Origin of the sequence: Ruegeria arenilitoris (assembly GCF_013032855.1) — a bacterium.
In the GTDB taxonomy this organism is placed as follows: Bacteria; Pseudomonadota; Alphaproteobacteria; order Rhodobacterales; family Rhodobacteraceae; genus Ruegeria; species Ruegeria arenilitoris.
The window spans coordinates 789916-803977 of the sequence record NZ_WQDA01000001.1; the positions used below are offsets into that span (position 1 = coordinate 789916).

14 protein-coding genes are annotated in these 14062 nt (G+C 61.9%); 6 read left to right on the forward strand and 8 right to left on the reverse strand.

The genetic code is table 11. From position 1 onward, the window contains the following. The first annotated feature begins 19 nt into the window (after positions 1 to 19). From GOW72_RS03800 to phnN, 4 genes are read left to right on the forward strand one after another with little or no spacing between them, the layout of a single operon-like run. Positions 20 to 880, forward strand: coding sequence for an alpha-D-ribose 1-methylphosphonate 5-phosphate C-P-lyase PhnJ (locus tag GOW72_RS03800; protein ID WP_174825001.1), 861 nt, complete (start codon positions 20 to 22; stop codon positions 878 to 880). After that, positions 877 to 1647, forward strand: a complete 771-nt coding sequence (phnK, locus tag GOW72_RS03805; RefSeq protein ID WP_170364991.1) for a phosphonate C-P lyase system protein PhnK — start codon at positions 877 to 879, stop codon at positions 1645 to 1647. Before GOW72_RS03800 ends, phnK begins: the two co-directional genes overlap by 4 nt. Before the next feature lie 24 nt (positions 1648 to 1671). Next, positions 1672 to 2355, forward strand: a complete 684-nt coding sequence (gene phnL, locus GOW72_RS03810; protein ID WP_170364989.1) for a phosphonate C-P lyase system protein PhnL — start codon at positions 1672 to 1674, stop codon at positions 2353 to 2355. Beyond that, the gene (gene phnN / locus GOW72_RS03815; RefSeq protein ID WP_170364987.1) at positions 2352 to 2906 is read left to right on the forward strand and encodes a phosphonate metabolism protein/1,5-bisphosphokinase (PRPP-forming) PhnN; all 555 of its coding nucleotides are present in this window, start codon (positions 2352 to 2354) and stop codon (positions 2904 to 2906) included. Before phnL ends, phnN begins: the two co-directional genes overlap by 4 nt. On the opposite strand, the gene GOW72_RS03820 is transcribed toward phnN, so the two are convergent. Beyond that, positions 2882 to 3565: a DUF1045 domain-containing protein gene (locus GOW72_RS03820; RefSeq protein WP_170365279.1), complete on the reverse strand. Its 684-nt coding sequence runs from the start codon at positions 3563 to 3565 to the stop codon at positions 2882 to 2884. The two genes, phnN and GOW72_RS03820, sit on opposite strands and share 25 nt — an antisense overlap. 52 nt (positions 3566 to 3617) lie before the next feature. On the opposite strand from GOW72_RS03820, the gene GOW72_RS03825 reads away from it, so the two are divergent. Continuing rightward, a complete protein-coding gene (locus GOW72_RS03825) occupies positions 3618 to 4760 on the forward strand; it encodes an alpha-D-ribose 1-methylphosphonate 5-triphosphate diphosphatase (RefSeq protein WP_170365281.1) in 1143 nt (380 codons plus the stop codon). Here the strand turns inward: GOW72_RS03825 and GOW72_RS03830 are convergent, their stop codons facing one another. Genes GOW72_RS03830 through GOW72_RS03860 form a run of 7 tightly spaced genes read right to left on the reverse strand, consistent with a single transcriptional unit; the run spans position 4761 to position 11259 of the window. Next, the gene (locus GOW72_RS03830; protein ID WP_170340366.1) at positions 4761 to 5237 is read right to left on the reverse strand and encodes a class I SAM-dependent methyltransferase; all 477 of its coding nucleotides are present in this window, start codon (positions 5235 to 5237) and stop codon (positions 4761 to 4763) included. An 18-nt stretch (positions 5238 to 5255) separates the two neighbouring features. Beyond that, positions 5256 to 6008, reverse strand: coding sequence for a polysaccharide deacetylase family protein (locus tag GOW72_RS03835; protein ID WP_170365283.1), 753 nt, complete (start codon positions 6006 to 6008; stop codon positions 5256 to 5258). Further along, positions 6005 to 7147, reverse strand: a complete 1143-nt coding sequence (locus GOW72_RS03840) for a glycosyltransferase family protein (protein ID WP_170365285.1) — start codon at positions 7145 to 7147, stop codon at positions 6005 to 6007. Before GOW72_RS03840 ends, GOW72_RS03835 begins: the two co-directional genes overlap by 4 nt. Continuing rightward, positions 7144 to 7728, reverse strand: a complete 585-nt coding sequence (locus tag GOW72_RS03845; RefSeq protein WP_170340373.1) for a histidine phosphatase family protein — start codon at positions 7726 to 7728, stop codon at positions 7144 to 7146. Before GOW72_RS03845 ends, GOW72_RS03840 begins: the two co-directional genes overlap by 4 nt. Next, positions 7725 to 8801 carry a glycosyltransferase family 4 protein gene (locus GOW72_RS03850; protein ID WP_170365287.1) on the reverse strand — a complete coding sequence of 359 codons (1077 nt, stop codon included), beginning with the start codon at positions 8799 to 8801 and terminating at the stop codon, positions 7725 to 7727. The genes GOW72_RS03845 and GOW72_RS03850 overlap by 4 nt, the downstream gene beginning before the upstream one ends. Beyond that, positions 8801 to 10048 carry a glycosyltransferase family 4 protein gene (locus GOW72_RS03855; protein WP_170365290.1) on the reverse strand — a complete coding sequence of 416 codons (1248 nt, stop codon included), beginning with the start codon at positions 10046 to 10048 and terminating at the stop codon, positions 8801 to 8803. The genes GOW72_RS03850 and GOW72_RS03855 overlap by 1 nt, the downstream gene beginning before the upstream one ends. After that, positions 10045 to 11259, reverse strand: a complete 1215-nt coding sequence (locus GOW72_RS03860) for a glycosyltransferase family protein (RefSeq protein WP_170365293.1) — start codon at positions 11257 to 11259, stop codon at positions 10045 to 10047. Before GOW72_RS03860 ends, GOW72_RS03855 begins: the two co-directional genes overlap by 4 nt. 373 nt (positions 11260 to 11632) lie before the next feature. Between GOW72_RS03860 and GOW72_RS03865 the strand changes: the two genes are divergently transcribed. Then, positions 11633 to 14005: a mechanosensitive ion channel family protein gene (locus GOW72_RS03865; RefSeq protein WP_170366019.1), complete on the forward strand. Its 2373-nt coding sequence runs from the start codon at positions 11633 to 11635 to the stop codon at positions 14003 to 14005. Positions 14006 to 14062: the final 57 nt, after the last annotated feature.

The following is a 14062-nucleotide window of genomic DNA, read 5'->3' on the forward strand; positions in this document are numbered from 1 at the left end:
AACGAAAGTGATACATCAAATGAATGAGTATAACTTCGCATATTTGGACGAACAAACCAAGCGGATGATCCGCCGGGCCATTCTCAAGGGCTTGGCCGTTCCGGGTTATCAGGTGCCGTTTGCCAGCCGCGAGATGCCCATGCCTTATGGTTGGGGCACGGGCGGGGTTCAGGTCTCGGCCGCGACGCTGACCCCGGATGATGTGTTCAAGGTGATCGATCAGGGAGCAGATGACACGACCAATGCCGTGTCGATCCGAAAGTTCTTTGAAAAGACGGCGGGCGTGGCCACGACCGAAGAGACCGAGAAGGCCACCATCATCCAAACCCGCCATCGCATCCCCGAGGCCCCGCTGCGTGCTGATCAGATCCTGGTCTATCAGGTCCCGATCCCCGAACCGCTGCGGTTTCTGGAACCGCGCGAGACGGAGACGCGCAAGATGCACAGCCTGCAGGAATACGGGTTGATGCATGTGAAGCTCTACGAAGACATCAGCCAGCACGGCGCGATTTCCACGGCCTATGCCTATCCGGTCCGGGTGGCCGACCGCTATGTGATGGACCCGTCTCCGATCCCGAAATTCGACAATCCGAAACTGGAAATGGACGCGATCCAGCTGTTCGGGGCCGGGCGCGAGCAGCGCATTTATGCGGTGCCGCCGCATACGCGGGTGGTCAGCCTCGATTTCGAGGACTACCCGTTCGAGGCCAGCAAGGCCGACCATGCCTGCGATCTGTGCGGGGCCGAAGACAGTTACCTGGACGAGGTGATCACGGACGATGCAGGCGACCGGATGTTCGTGTGTTCGGACACCGATTACTGCCGGTCCCGCCGCGAGGCCGGACACCAAGGCCGTTTGGCGCAGGAGGATGCGGCATGACCCCTCTGCTGCAGGTCAATGGCATCGAGAAACGCTATGGCGCGCGGATCGGCTGTCGTGATGTCAGTTTCGACCTCTACCCCGGTGAGGTGATGGGGATCGTCGGCGAAAGCGGGTCGGGCAAGTCGACCCTGCTGAACTGTCTGGCCGGGCATCTTAAGCCGGATGCCGGGCAGGTCATCTTTGATACCCGCGCCGACGGGCCGGTGGACACGGTCACGATGTCGGAACCGGCCCGCCGGATGCTGGGGCGCACCGACTGGGCCTTTGTTCATCAGCATGCCCGCGACGGGCTGCGCATGTCGGTCAGCGCCGGCGGCAATATCGGCGAGCGGCTGATGGCCGTGGGGAGCCGGCACTATGGCCAGATCCGCGGGCAGGCCCTGGATTGGCTGGGCCGGGTCGAGATAGCGGAAAGCCGCGTGGACGACCGACCCAGCGCGTTTTCGGGCGGCATGCAGCAACGGTTGCAGATCGCGCGCAACCTGGTGACCGGTCCGCGGCTGGTTTTCATGGACGAACCGACCGGCGGGTTGGATGTCTCGGTGCAGGCGCGGCTGCTGGACCTGCTGCGCGGCCTTGTGCGCGAGATGGGGCTGAGCGCTATCATCGTCACCCATGATCTGGCCGTGGTGCGGCTGTTGGCGGACCGGTTGATGGTGATGAAGGATGGCGAGGTGGTCGAGGCGGGGCTGACCGATCAGGTGCTGGACGACCCGCAGCATGCCTATACGCAACTGCTTGTGTCCAGCGTCCTGCAGGTTTGAATGCTACAGAAAAGATGAAATCCGATGATTGAACTGATCGACGTGAGCAAGAGCTTTACCCTGCACAATCAGGGCGGCGCCGTGATCCCGGTGATGGCGGGCGCGTCGCTGCAGGTCGGGGCCGGAGAATGCATGGCCCTGACCGGGGCCAGCGGGGCCGGGAAGTCCACACTGATGCGGGTGATCTACGGCAATTACCTGGCGGCCTCGGGGCAGGTGCGGGTGGGTGGCCTGGACGTCGCCCGGGCCCAACCGCGCGAGATCCTGCAGCTGCGCCGGGAGACCCTGGGCTATGTCAGTCAGTTTCTGCGTGTTGTGCCGCGTGTGCCGACGCTGGAGGTCGTGGCCGAACCGCTTCTGGTTCAGGGGTGCGAGCGGCAGACCGCACTGGACAAGGCAGCGGGCCTCCTTCAGCGCCTGAATATTCCGGAACCGCTTTGGCGCCTCAGTCCCACGACATTTTCGGGCGGTGAACAGCAACGGGTGAATATCGCGCGTGGTTTTGCGCATGACTATCCGGCTCTGTTGCTGGATGAACCCACGGCCAGCCTTGACGCACGAAACCGCGAAACCGTGCTGTCCCTGATCCAAGAAGCAAAGGCCCGCGGCGCGGCGATCATTGGGATATTCCACGACCAAGAGGCCCGTGACCGGGTCTGCAGCCGCGTGGTCGACGTCACGCAGTTTGCGCCGGGGGCGGCGGCATGAAGATGGCCCCGGTCATTGCAGTTGTCGGGCCTTCGGGTGTTGGAAAAGACAGCGTGATCCAAGCACTGCTGGCGCGCGCGTCGAACTTCGAAAGGGTGCGTAGAGTCATCACCCGTCCCCATGGCGAAGGCGGTGAGGATTTTGACCGCGTGTCCGACCGGGCGTTTCAAACAATGGTCCAAGAGGGCAGCTTTGTTCTGTGCTGGGCCGCGCACGGGCTGCACTACGGCATACCCGTTGCGATCACGGAACAACGCCGAAGGGCCGACGCCGTTCTGGTCAACCTCTCAAGGGCTGTGTTGCCCGAGGCGCAGAAGGAATTTCGAGAGCTGATCGTGATATCCCTGACGGCCGACCCAAAGGTTCTGGCACAACGTCTGGCAGTGCGCGGCCGGGAAAGCGCGGCCGATCAAGCCCGACGTTTGGGGCGCGCCACTGCAGCCCTGCCCGAAGGCTTGAACCACGTGATCGAGGTCGACAATTCCGGGTCACTGGATGCGACCGTTGAAACCATCTTGTCCGGCCTTCAACCCGAAAGGGCGTACCGTTGAAGCACGTGGAACCGCCCGTCTTCAGCCTCGCCCACAAGGGCCAGGTCCCCTATGTCAAAAGGGGCTGGCAGCAATGGGACAAGCCGTTGGTTCAGCACGGTTTGCACGTTTGCCAGCATCGGCTTGCTCAGGCGACCGGACAGGGTGATGTGAAAGCGGAAAGCCTCCAGAACGTATGGGTAGCCCCAGTTCGTCAGATTGGCGTCCTGCTCCATGGTCAGCCCGGCCGCTCGGCGCCGGTTCATCTCGGTTTCCGAGGCCGGGGCACGAAAAGGGTCCAGGTCGCGGACGCAAGCCGCCGCAAGCGCGTTCAGGTCTCGTGTGTCGCCCACGGGCCGCAAAGCAAGAAACCGACCAAGGCGTGCAACTTCGAGCCCGTCCAGCGAAACGGGGGCGAATTTACCGGCCAGACGGGCGCAGGTGTCCTGCAAAGCGGACAGCGACAGATCTTCACGCAAGCGAAACGGCGGCTTCATCGTGGCATGAAGCCCGTATTTGCGCGGCACTTGTGTTACCGAGGCGACGTCCAACCCGTCAATGGCCGGATGGTCGACGGTCCGTCCCGCATCGATGTCCCACCCCAGCCACGCGGTTGCAAACCTGCTCCAGTCGGATTGGGCTGGGGGAACGAAATAGATCGCGTATCGCGCAAAATTCACAATGGCCTCCTGTTGCGTGGCCTCTCCTTACCTCAAACCACGTGAAAATCCGATGACAGATGAACTGACCCTTGCCAATGCGTTGCTTGTTCTGCCGGATGAAACCGTCCGGGGGTGTGTCCGTATCGTTGGCCAGACGATCGCTGACATAGACACCGGCGCGGCTGTTCCGAAAGGCGCGATTGACTGTAACGGGGACTATGTGTCACCTGGCCTGGTTGAGTTGCACACCGACAACCTGGAACGCCACATCCAGCCGCGGCCCAAGGTGGACTGGCCCCATGCCGCAGCCATTCTGGCGCATGACGCGGAACTGGCCAGCACCGGGATCACGACGGTCTTTGACGCCATGCGGGTGGGGTCGATCCCCTCCGGTGCTGGACGGTATCTGAAATACGCGCGCGGACTGTCGCGCGAGCTGTGGGAGTTGCGAGAGCAGGACGCACTCAAGATCAGCCACTTTCTGCATCTGCGCGCCGAAGTCTGTTCTGAAACGCTGGTAGAGGAACTGCAGGAATTCGGTCCAGAAGACCGGGTGGGCATCGTTTCGTTGATGGATCACACGCCCGGCCAGCGCCAGTTTCGGGACCTGTCCAAGTTCGAAGCCTATCTCAAAGGCAAGTACGCTATGGATGACGACACGTTCGCACGGCACGTCGACCAGTTGCGGGGGCTGAGGGACCGCAATGGAGACCGCCACGAGCAGGAGGCCGTGGACGCCGCGCGCCGCTTCGGAGCGGTTCTGGCCAGCCACGACGACACGACCGAGGCGCAAGTGGCGATATCCGCCCGTCATGGCATTCGGCTGGCCGAATTCCCAACGACGGTCGAGGCCGCACGGGCCTGTCACGCTCATGACATTCAGGTCATGATGGGCGCGCCAAACCTGATCCGGGGCGGGTCACATTCTGGGAATGTGGCAGCACGGGAACTGGCCGACTTGGGGTGTTTGGACATTCTGTCGTCGGACTATGTGCCGTCAGCCTTGCTGTTGTCCGCCGTTACCCTTGGGCGTATCTGGGATGACATGGCGCGTGGCATCGCCACTGTCACACGGGCTCCGGCACAGGCGGCGGGCCTTGCGGATCGCGGCGCTCTGAAACCGGGGCAGCGGGCAGACCTGATCCGTTTTCGAATGCGGGGCGGTGTCCCGGCCCTGACCGCGGTCTGGTCGCGCGGGCAGCGCGTGGCCTGATCAGGCGAGGTAGAACAGATAGCGGTCAGGCGCGATGGAGTCCGGGCCGTTGATCTGTTCGAACCCTTCCAGCGGTTGGCCGGAAATCAGCAACCCGCCTGGGACCATGACCGAGCCAATCAGCTTGCTGAGCCTCGCCGCTTCGACCACGTCTTCATGTTTGATCCCGCGACCGAAATCATAATGCGCCAATGCGATCCGCGGGCCGTCTTCGGCCAGCTTCTTCAGCATCGGTTCGGCCTCGCCCTGCAGAAAATCTTCGGCCGGCGGGGTGCTGTCCGGGTGACACTGCAGAACCCGGTCCATGACCCAGATGCGCCGGTCGGGCAGGATCTCGCGCAGGTGGTCATAGGTGCGGCCGTTGCCCAATCCCATGTCCAGCACATCGCCTTTCAGCCCTTTGATCCGCGCCGCAGCCCAGTTCAGCCCGTCGCGCTGGGCGGTCAGGCGTCGCAGCATGGAATCCAGTCGGCTCATCAAGGTCTCCTCGGGTAATCAGTGTGGTCCTGCGGACCAGACGCGTGTGGGGCCAGCCATGAGACAATCCAGAAGCGCCTCGGTAAAGTCCCAGATCTGTTGATCATGGACAAGATGATGGGTCAACACGCCAAAAGGTTCGGTTGGGTCGGCACGTCCCTCTCGGCGATCCTGCAGCATCGAGACGGTTTTGGCGATCAACGCATTCGGATCGGCCAACCCTCGCTTACCACGCCAGTCGATCGGATCCAGATGGGTATTGACCTGAGTCAGGCCCGGCGCTGCTACTACGTGCGTTCTGGGCGTGGCCGTGGACAGGAACTGATAGCCGATCTCCGCAAGCTCTGCCGTCACTTCGGGCGCGATGCGGTTCCAAGGGGGGACGAACATCGGGCACAGACGATCACCGAAGGACTCCTGCAGACGCAGGAAGCCATTGCGTGCATCAGACACAATCGAGGCGGGCGGACGATGCAGGCGGAACTCGGACTTCTTTTCGCCCTTTGGTGCGTGGTTCTGGTGCGCCCAGCCGTGAACCACCGGAATCAAGCTGGGCTGGTCGGCAACCTGGTCGACCAGACCCTGACTGGCATCGCGTGGAATGATGGCAAGATGAACCGGCAGACCGGTTCGGGATGACAGGCCCACCAAGCGGTCTAATTGCCGGCTGGGTGCGATCGCGTCATCGTCCCGCCACCACAGTGGAAGCGTAAGCCCAGCCTCTCGCCACACCTGCAATTCGGATCGCAGCGGTGTCCAATCGGTTGTCATTGCCGAGCCTCCCAGAGCGAGGTGGCAATCTCTACCGACTTGCTGGCTCCGTCGAACCCGCCGTTCAATGGTTCGCGCGGGCCTTGATGCAGGACGCGGTCGACTGCTTGGGCCAATGCCTCTCCGGTCAGCTTCGCGCTGTTCAGCACGTCGACGGCCGGCAGGCGCGCGAGGCTCTTTGCCCTCAGGGTCTGCTCCACTTCCTTACCATCGTCGAATGGGATCAGAACGGCCGGGGTCGCGCATTGCAGCAAGTCCATGGCGGTGTTGTACCCGCACATGCTGACCGAGGCTGCGGCCAGCGGTAGCATTTGTCTGAAATCCGGACGTACGGGCTCCAGAATGACATTTTCGCCATTTGTCATGTGCCTCAGTTCGGCAATCCGGTCTTCGGCATCCTGACCGCCGACCAGCAGGCGCCAGCGCCAGTTGGGCATCTTTTGGGCGGCCTCGATGGCCGCGCGAAAGATCGGTTGCCCGACCGATCCGCCGCCAGCGCTGACCAGGATTTCATTCGCTCCTTCCCCCTGTTCATGAGGACCCGGCGCAGGCGGGGCAACAAAGCCCGTATAGAACAGGCGTCCGGCCAAGTTGCCTGTAACCGGCCAGCTGGCATCCAGCGGCGTGATTTCGGGGTCGGAATGAACCAGTACGCCGTCATAGAAACGCACAATGATTTCTTCGGTCCGTACAGCTTTGGCGGGTTTCGACGGTGGCGCGAGGATGTCCCGGACCGAACTCAGAACAACCGGACAGGACGGCAGTGACCGCGCAGTGGACAGCAGGGCCAGAAATTCGTCGGCCAAGCTTCGGCGCCCGAAGGGATAGAGTTCCGTTATCAGGACATCGGGGTTTACCCGTCGAACAGCCTCGGTCAGGGCAATAGCGCGGGAGTTCAGATAGGTCGCGTCTGCAATATCTCCGTCGGCCGTCAGCAACCGCGTGAAATCGGTACCATCCGAACGCAGGGGTGGCAGTGCCAGCAGGGAAACTCCATCCGCATTCAGTTGTGGTGCAGGCATCCCACCGGATGCGACGGTCACGTCGTGTCCGGCATCCGCAAAAGCCCGACCCAAGGTCAAGGCTCGGCTGAGATGTCCGGTCCCCAGCAGATGGGTGACGACGATCATGGTCCTCATGACCCGGCCTCGCGCGGGATAAGCCGGACGGGCTCAGCCTCCGGTCGCATTTGCTCCAAATCGACCACGTAGAGACGATTGCGTTTGATGCGGAACGGCGCGGGGCCTGTGAACTCCCACCCCCAGGCAAGCGCCAGGATGACCCGCATGATTCCGATATGGCAGACAGCTACGTTGTCACCGGTCAGGCTGGACAGCCATGGCACAAGGCGGCGGCGAATGTCGGCCGGGCTTTCGCCGTTGGGGGGACGAAATTCCCAGCTCCAATCCTCGATATGCCGGTAACCAGTGTTGGCATCTGCAATCAGGTCTTCCCCGCGTTGGCCTTCCCAGTCGCCCCAATTCATCTCGACCAGGGCGGCCGAGGTTGCGGGTTCGCGTCCGGCGACCAGCCGCGCAGTTTCGCTGGCGCGGGTCAGGGGGCTGGACCATAGTTCGGCCCGGTCCCAAGGAGTTGGCAAGCGATATCGGGCCAGTTCGGCCTTTGCCTGATCATCGAGGCTGATGTCGCTGCGCCCCTGAATGCGCCCTGCGCGGTTCCAGGCGGTATGACCGTGGCGCAGAAGGGCCAGACGTGTCATGACATCTCCCCTACCAGCGAAGAAACTCCCGACCAGAACGTCCGCGTTGCGGTTGGCATCAAATGACGGCCGGCCACGTAGTCGCGCGCTTTTTGACCTTCGCTCCGACGCAGTTCGGGATCGGACAGCAGCCGGTCAATTCGCTCGGCCAGCGCGGCGGCGCCGTAATCAGGGGCAGGATGATTGGCAGGCGCCAGTACGTCGCGCACTCCCGGGCGATCCTGGGCGACAACGGGGACGCCCGCGGACTGCGCCTCGAGATAGGTCATCCCGTAGGCTTCGTTGACGCCCGGCCAGACCAACAGAGCAGCATCGGAGTAAATCGTTTCCAGGTCATCGCGGCTCAGCAGGCCCAAAAAACGGACACGTGTGCCGAAGGGGGCCATCAAAGCCTCGACATCCGGGCGGGCTGGCCCGTCGCCGGCGATGTTCAGCGTCCAATCCTCATTCAAAAATGCCAGCGTATCGGCCAGAATGCGGAAGGACTCCAACTTGTCCCCGTATCGCATCATTCCCACCGTCAGCATCGGCCCCGCGCATCGAGAGGGCCGAGGCAGGTCCGATCGGGGCAGGAAGGGTGGGAGTTCAATCAATGACTGATCACCGAACCGCTCGCGTTCCAGTGTGATCAAGTCATTTGCTGTGTGATAGAAGATCACCTGCGCGGCGTCGCAGGCATCGTGCGCAGCTTGGGCAAAGCCGGCCCAGGGCCCGGAAAGGCGCGACATGGCGCGGGTGCTCTCAAGCTGAACATAGGGTATCCCGCGCGCCCTGCAGACCGCCGGCCCCAAAAGGTCCGGAGCTTTGTAGTAGTTGTGATAGGTCACCCAGAGGCCTGTATCTGCAGGCAGTTCTGTGCTCAGTCGGGTGACCTCGGCCGCGGCTTCGCGGTCGAGACGGTTCTGAAGGTCCGGGTCTCCGGTTTTGTCATAGATGCGCAGCCGCGAGACCAGATCAACACGATGCCCGTCGGCCCCGATTGCAGCCATCAGGTTGCGAGCCATTTCGCGGTCGCCGGACGGAACCGGGCTGTCTGGGGCTTTCATCGGCGCATAGAAGGCGACCCGAACCATCAAGTACCCTCCGCGCACAAGGCTTTCAGGCGGCGGGACAGACGCGCAATGCCGGGGTCCATGCGAAAATTGGCAAGCAAGCGGTCATAAGCCGCATCGGCCATGATTGCCGCTTTCTGCGGGTCGGCGGCCAGGGTGGAAATGGCGTCTGCCAGCGCCTTGGGTTCGTCATCGGACAAGATGCCGTGCACGTTGTTGCGGATGAATTCAGGAATGGCCGAGACCGGAGTGGACAGGATCGGCAGTTTTTGCGACGCGGCTTCCATCAGGACATTGGGCAGGCCGTCCCGGTCGCCGTCCGCGGCGATGCGGCTGGGCAGCACGAACAGATCCGCATCGCGCATGGCCGCAATGACTTCGGGTTGATCGCAGGCGCCTTTCCAAGTGATGCGATCCTGCAGGCGCAGATTTTCCGCCAGGCTGCGCAGGTTGTCCGACAAGGTGCCGCCGCCAATGTGGGTCCAGTGCCAGTCGATCTCTGGGGGGAGTATGGCCAAGGCGTGGATCAAGCGATCAAAGCCTTTCTTTTCTACCAGTCGTCCGACGGACACCATATGGAACCGTTCATCGACGGATCGCAGTTTTCGTGCGGGCGGCTCAGGAAATCGCGTCAGGTCCAGCCCGTGATAGATCAGATCGACACGGGCGGGGTCATCGGCCAGATCGCGCAAGTGCCGCGCGCCGATCTCGGTGCAGGTTGCGCCGAACGCCGCTCCGAAGGTGTCAGCGTGAAGTTTTTCACGCTTTTCCCACTCGGGCGACGTCCAGATATCCTTGGCGTGAGCCGAAAAGCTCCACGGCAGGCCGCGCATGATTGCAGCATAGCGGGCAACCGAGGACGGGGTATGCAGGAAGTGGGCATACAGCGCGCGCGTGTCGCCGGGCAATTCCGCGGCCAGAACGCAAGCCTGTCCAAAGCGGCGGATCCGGTTGTGCGTGGGATCGCGACGCAGATCCTGTCGCCACACCCGGTAGGCCTGTGCGTAACCCGGAAGCGCCTGTGCGGTTCGTCTCGCCGCCCATACGCGTTGGGGTTCTTGGTACAGGTATTCGGGAAGATAATGCACCCGCCCCTGAAACCGGTCGTGCAGGGGATGGCGTTTGGTGTCGGTCGGGTGGCGCAATGACCAAATGTCAAAGGCGTGGCCGGCATCCTGCAAAGCAACCAATTCCTGAGCGATGAACGTCTCGGACAGGCGCGGCCAACCCTTGACCAACACCGCCAGTCGCGGCTCTGCGTCGGTCATCCGGTCGCTCGTTCCTGTTCCACGCTCAGCAGGGCTTCGACCCGATCAGAGACATAGTCCAAGCCATCCAGCAAACCGGCCCGGATCGCCTGCGAGGGAAGGGGCTGCTGCGGCAGGTTGCGAATGGCCGTGATCATCGCATCGGCCGTCAACCCATCGCGGGTCTCGTCCAGCATCCGCACAAGGCCCAGTTCCTCGGCGCGCGAGGCGCGAATCCACTGTTCCAGCCGCGGGGTGGTTCGCGGGACGATCACCGCGCGTTTGTCAAAGGAGAGCACCTCACAAAACGTGTTGTATCCGCCCATGCAGACCACACCCGCCGCGCCGGCGAACAGGGTTTCGATCTGGGATTCGAACCCGACCGCCGTCACACGACCGTTTAGGGCCGCCACGCGGGCCTCGAAGTCTTCGCGCAACTCACCGGACAGGAAAGGGCCATAGACGAGCAGGGCTCGGGGGGACAGATCAGGGTCTTTTTCATATGCGGACAGGACAAGGTTGACCATTGCCTTCCCGTCGCCACCGCCTCCGGGCGTGATAAGGATATAGGGCTGCTCGGGAGGTTCGCCGACAGGGCCGAGATCGCGGCGCAGATAGCCGGTCCAGTGAATCCGCGCCTGCGCCGACGGGCTGAGCGGTAATCCTTCTGTCGGGTCATAAACGGAACGCAGGCCGTAGACCCAGATTTCGTGATAGTATTTCTCGGTTGCGGCGACGGCATCCTTTCGGGCCCATTCCGCGGCCAGAACCTCGGGTTCGTCCAGAACGTCGCGAAGGCCTAGCACCAGTTTGGCGCGCCCGGATTGATGCAGCTGTTCAAGGGTAGGCAGCAGTTCGCCCCGGAAACCGGTCGGCTCCTTGTCGACGACGACGACGTCCGGGTCGAATTGGCGCATGGTGGTCTGGATCAGTCCCGAACGCAGCTCGGTGACCTCGTCAATCCCCATTCCGATCGTACGCGCGGCATACGAACCATCGGCCCGCTTGGTCACGCCCGGCAGGCGTACATGGTCCACACGCCGCGGAAAAGTGAAGCGCCCGGCAACGGGCGAGCCCGTCAGGATCAGCGCCGAAGCCCGCGGGTTCGCCCGCGTCATTGCCGCAGCCAGCGCTCGGGAGCGTCTGAGATGACCCAGTCCGAACGTATCGTGACTGTAGAACATTATGCGCGGAGCGCGACCGGTCTGTTTGTCGTCGATGCCTAGGCTCATGCCCTCGCTCGTATCTTTGTTACGGTGCAGTTTCCGCGCGTTTCGCACCAGTTATCTTATATTTTTTGACGCCGCCTGCCAAAGGGTCTGTGTCAAAGCCGCAAATGCGTCAATCATTGCGATTTGGCAACAGCCATTGCGCAAGTCACCAATAACGCGAAGCCTGCAACATTCCCCGAAGTTGGCAAAGCCCGGAATTGCCGGATGCTGCCTGCTCTTATAGGAATTCCAGAGGGTTGGAAACATCCTGCCTTTGGGCTTGCGCCAAAAACACGGTCCTACACGATGTCGGGAAGCAACGAGTGGATCGTTTGATCAAGGCGGGTGCCTTCTATAGGCTGCCGTGCAGCAAGAGATCAGGATGCAAGACCTTATGAAACCGAACTTTCTTGTCCGTGTACTGTTCCTGACGTGGACAATCGCTCTGGTCTGCGCGACCGGTGCGGCGGCGCAGACCTCGTTGATCCCGGGGTATCCCGGGGCGTCCGGTGAAACAGAGGCCCCGCAGGACAACGATGTTGCGGCCGCGATCCGCGCCGCGACCGAGGCGGGCGCCAGCGTGATCGTCATCGACAGCGCCGGGCAGGTCGTATCCTCGGTTGGGCAGGCTGGTGGCCAGCCCGAGGACGTCGCTCATGATCCGATGGCGGAAAGTTCGCAGTTGATGAAGGCGCAGGAGCGCTTTGCCAAGTTCAGCGAAGCCGTGCGATCCCGCCTTGAGGCGTTGCCCTATTCGATCTTCGAGGTGCGCTACATCCTCGAGCAAACCAGTCCTGATGGCCGGATTTTCACCTATGTCGAGGTGCTGGGATGGAACATACTGTTCCTGATGGTTGGCCGATGGCTGTCGATCGAGCTGTACGGCAAGCGCTTTGCCCGACGGTGGGTCGTCGCCCGGATCAAGGAAAACCCGCAGGGGTATCGGGAAAAGATGCCGTTCCTTGTGTTCCGGTTCTTGATGGGTATCGGGGCCACGGTGTTTGCAATGCTTATGGCTCTGATCGTCGGGTATCTGTTCTTCGGCGAGGCCGAGGATATCTCGATCCAGTTCACCGTCACGGCGATTTTCACGGCGTTTTTCCTGTCACGTACGGTTTCCGACCTGTGGCGGATGGTGCTGTCGCCGTATCTCAGCCAGTACAGGTTGCCGCCATTCTCGGACCGGGACGCCAAGCGGCTGTACATCTGGGCATCGGCGCTGGCGACCTATGACATTACCGCTGTTCTGTTTTCCACCTGGGTGGCGGATTTCGGGCTCAACTACAACGTCTACGCGATGGTTTATGGCGGGCTGACCCTGATCGGGATGGTCGGGAACATCCTGATGATCCTGTTCAATGCCCGGGCCATTTCGAACGCCATCCGAGGCGGCCGTCAGCCGGACCAGGTATCTTGGTTGCTGCGGTTCGTATCATTTGGCTGGGCCCCGGCCCTGATCGTCTATCTGGTCTTCAGTTGGTTCAAGCTGGCGGTGGATCTGGTGCTCGAGACCGAGGACTCGCTGCCGATCGTCGCAAGCAGCTACATGATCTTCATGTCGGTCGTCATCGCATATGGCGCCATGAACTATCTGCTCGAGCGGTACTTCGATCGCAACCGGCAGATCGAGGCTCTGAATGCCGAACTCGATACCGATGAAGATACCATGCGGACCTCGGAGACGCCCGAGGCGGAGAAGCGCAAGCACACATTGGTGACCTACGAAGATCTTGCGCGGCGTGTCGCGGGCATCCTGGCCTTTGTAGTTGGCATCTACGCACTGGTCGTCATTTGGAATCCCGAAGCCAGCTGGAGCGAGGATTTGCCCATTGGCAGGGCGCTGGATGTGATGGTGATCCTATTCATCGGCTACATCCTGTTCCACTTCTTCCGGATCTGGATCGACACCAAGATCGCTGCAGAAACCGATGATGGAGCCGCCGAAGCCGAGTTGGGTGACGAGGGAGGAGAGGGCGGTCAAAGCCGCCTTGCCACGCTGCTGCCTCTGTTCAGGGGCGCCATATTGGCCGTGGTGGTCGTGACCATCGTGCTGATCGTTCTGATGGAACTGGGAATAAATGTCAGCCCTCTGTTTGCGGGCGCAGGCGTTGTCGGTCTGGCCGTGGGCTTTGGCTCGCAAACCCTGGTGCGGGACATTTTCTCGGGCGCCTTCTTCCTGCTGGATGACGCGTTCCGCAAGGGAGAATACATCGACATCGGAGATGTCAAAGGTACGGTCGAAAAAATCTCGGTCCGGTCTTTCCAGCTGCGCCACCATCTGGGGGCCCTGAACACGATCCCGTTTGGTGAAATCAAGGTCCTGACCAACTACTCGCGCGACTGGGTGATCATGAAACTGCCTCTGCGGGTGACCTATGACACGGACGTCGAGAAGGTCCGCAAACTGATCAAGAAGCTGGGGCAGGAGCTGCTGGAGGATCCGGTGATCGGGGACAACTTCATCCAGCCGCTCAAGTCGCAGGGCGTTATCGAGATGCAGGATTCCGCGATGATCATCCGGGTGAAGTTTATGACCAAGCCGGGCGACCAGTGGCTGGTGCGCAAAAAGGTGTACCAAGAAATCCGCGAGTTGTTCGCGCGCGAAGGCATCAAGTTTGCCCACCGCGAAGTCACGGTACGACTGGCCGATGGCAAGGAGCCCGAAGACCTGTCTCCGAAACAACGCGAGGCGGTCACCGGCGCGGTGCAAGCCGCGATTGACGAGGAGTATCTAGACGATATCGGCCCCGGTGGAGACGACCGCTAGGGCGCTCCCGCCCCTTTGACCTGCGGCGCCGCTGCGCCGCCGTTCCAAGCGTTGGGC

Coding starts and splice junctions, on each gene's coding strand:
- GOW72_RS03800 (WP_174825001.1), top strand. CDS start 20: ATGAATGAGTATAACTTCGCATATTTGGACGAACAAACCAAGCGGATG.
- phnK (WP_170364991.1), top strand. CDS start 877: ATGACCCCTCTGCTGCAGGTCAATGGCATCGAGAAACGCTATGGCGCG.
- phnL (WP_170364989.1), top strand. CDS start 1,672: ATGATTGAACTGATCGACGTGAGCAAGAGCTTTACCCTGCACAATCAG.
- phnN (WP_170364987.1), top strand. CDS start 2,352: ATGAAGATGGCCCCGGTCATTGCAGTTGTCGGGCCTTCGGGTGTTGGA.
- GOW72_RS03825 (WP_170365281.1), top strand. CDS start 3,618: ATGACAGATGAACTGACCCTTGCCAATGCGTTGCTTGTTCTGCCGGAT.
- GOW72_RS03830 (WP_170340366.1), bottom strand. CDS start 5,237: ATGAGCCGACTGGATTCCATGCTGCGACGCCTGACCGCCCAGCGCGAC.
- GOW72_RS03835 (WP_170365283.1), bottom strand. CDS start 6,008: ATGACAACCGATTGGACACCGCTGCGATCCGAATTGCAGGTGTGGCGA.
- GOW72_RS03840 (WP_170365285.1), bottom strand. CDS start 7,147: ATGAGGACCATGATCGTCGTCACCCATCTGCTGGGGACCGGACATCTC.
- GOW72_RS03845 (WP_170340373.1), bottom strand. CDS start 7,728: ATGACACGTCTGGCCCTTCTGCGCCACGGTCATACCGCCTGGAACCGC.
- GOW72_RS03850 (WP_170365287.1), bottom strand. CDS start 8,801: ATGGTTCGGGTCGCCTTCTATGCGCCGATGAAAGCCCCAGACAGCCCG.
- GOW72_RS03855 (WP_170365290.1), bottom strand. CDS start 10,048: ATGACCGACGCAGAGCCGCGACTGGCGGTGTTGGTCAAGGGTTGGCCG.
- GOW72_RS03860 (WP_170365293.1), bottom strand. CDS start 11,259: ATGAGCCTAGGCATCGACGACAAACAGACCGGTCGCGCTCCGCGCATA.
- GOW72_RS03865 (WP_170366019.1), top strand. CDS start 11,633: ATGAAACCGAACTTTCTTGTCCGTGTACTGTTCCTGACGTGGACAATC.